Genomic DNA, 1,844 nt, shown 5'->3' on the forward strand with positions numbered 1-1,844 from the left:
GGCGGGACGGTGATCCGTCCGGCCGCCTCGCCGGGGCCCGCGGCGGCGTCGAGGCGGGCCAGGCCCGCGACCGCGTCGGCGATCGCACCCGGGTCCGGCGCGCGGTCGGCCAGGTCGCCCTCGAGGAACTGCTGGTAGGCGCCGAGGTCCAGGTAGCCGTGGCCGCTCACGCAGACCAGCACGCCGGTACGCGCGCGGGGCGCGTCGCCGTCGGTGGCGCCGTCGCCCGCCGCCTGGGCGGCGGCGGCGAGGGCGTGGCCGGACTCCGGCGCGGGCAGGGTCATCTCCGTCGTGGTGAAGGCGCGGCCGGCGGCGAGGGCGGCGACCTGGTCGACGGCGGTGGCGGAGACCTGTCCCGCGTGCCGCATCGCGGACACGAGCTTGGCCGCGCCGTGGTACCGCAGGCCCGCCGAATGGGAGTCGGGGATGGCGTAGTCGCTGCCGACGGTGTACATGGCCTCCAGCGGGGACGATCCGGTGGCGTCCGTGCGGTCGTAGGCGTACACGCCCCGGGTGAGCTTGGGGGTGGTGCTGGACTCCGCGGCGATGAGGGCCGGCGGTTCGGCGCCCTCGGCGGCGGCCTTGGCGTGGAAGGGCAGGGCGATGCCGCCGAAGTTGGAGCCCGCGCCGACGCAGCCGACCACCGCGTCGACCTCGGCCCCTTCCTCGGCGAGCTGGTCGATCGCCTCCAGGCCGATCACGGACTGGTGCAGGATGCTGTACGTCTCGCCGCTGCCGATGCAGAACGCCGCGCCCTCGGTGCGGGCGGCGTACTCGACTGCCTCGCCGATCGCGAGCGACAGGCTGTTGCCCGCCGACCGGCCGGAGCGGGCGACCTCGGTGAGCGTGCTGGGGCTGGAGATGACGCGGGCGCCGAGCATCCGCATCAACACCCCCCGGTAGGGCTTGCGTTCCAGGCTGCCGCCGACCATGAAGACGGTGCAGCGCATGCCGAAGCGGGCACAGGCCGCGGCCAGCGCGGTGCCCCACTGGCCGGCACCGGTGCCGGTGACCAGCTCCTTCACCCCCGCCCGGTGGTAGTAGTACGCCTGCGCGAGAGCGGTGTTGAGCTTGTGGCTGCCGGAGATGTTGCCGCCCTCGTACTTCACCCAGATCGGCACCCGGGCACCCACCGCCTCCTCGAAGGCGCGGGCCCGCCACAGCGGAGTGGGGCGGAAGCGCCGGTAGGCGTCGGCGACCTCCTGGGGGATGTCCCAGTACTCGCGGGACTGCACGCTCTGCCGGACGAGTTCCAGCGGCAGGTTGGCCTGGACGGAGCCGCCGGCGGTGGCGGTTCCGGGCTGGGTGCGGTCGGCCGGCAGCGGCTGCCCGAGGTGGGGCAGGACGCTGCGCCAGCGGCGGGGGACCTCGGTCATGCGGCGGCCTCGCTGCTCTGCTCGACGATCGCGGTGATGTCGGCGACGGTGGCGAAGGACCGGCCGACGAACAGCTCGTCGGAGAGGGCGACCCCGGTCTCCTCCTCGACCTGGACCAGGAGCCCGATGAGGCTCAGGGAGTTGATGTGGAGCCGCTCGCCGTTGAGCGGTTCGTCGTCCGCGAGTCCCAGCGGGTCGACAGGAGGTTCGGAGGCCGCCGCGACGACCTTCTTGACGGCGTTCATGAGGTGGGGCGAGGTGGACTGTGCGTGCTGCATGCCATTCCTTTGCCGGAGCGGGTGCCGGAGCGGGACAGGGATCGGGCACGGCGTCGGTGACGCGGGGCGCACGGACGGACACGGGGAACGACTGTCGGAGGGCAGTCGTGGGCGCCGCCGGGGGCAGGGCGGTGACGCACTCCCGTGGTCGCGGGAGTGAGAAGAGGGGAGGGAGGAGAGACGGCGGGGC

The 1,844-nt window shown here is 74.1% G+C and carries 2 protein-coding genes; both read right to left on the reverse strand.

Annotated features, from left to right (window positions below):
• Window positions 1-1,376 (reverse strand): TrpB-like pyridoxal phosphate-dependent enzyme (locus ACOV8S_RS32940; RefSeq protein WP_448322333.1); only part of this gene is annotated, 1,376 nt, incomplete at its 3' end.
• Window positions 1,373-1,654, reverse strand: coding sequence for an acyl carrier protein (locus ACOV8S_RS32945; protein ID WP_448322335.1), 282 nt, complete (start codon window positions 1,652-1,654; stop codon window positions 1,373-1,375). The genes ACOV8S_RS32940 and ACOV8S_RS32945, both read right to left, overlap by 4 nt.
• Window positions 1,655-1,844 lie beyond the last annotated feature (190 nt).

The organism is Streptomyces sp. CO7, assembly GCF_053474865.1.

Bases quoted from the DNA above. Each gene is read 5' to 3' on its own strand.
- ACOV8S_RS32945 (WP_448322335.1), bottom strand. From the start codon at position 1,654: ATGCAGCACGCACAGTCCACCTCGCCCCACCTCATGAACGCCGTCAAG.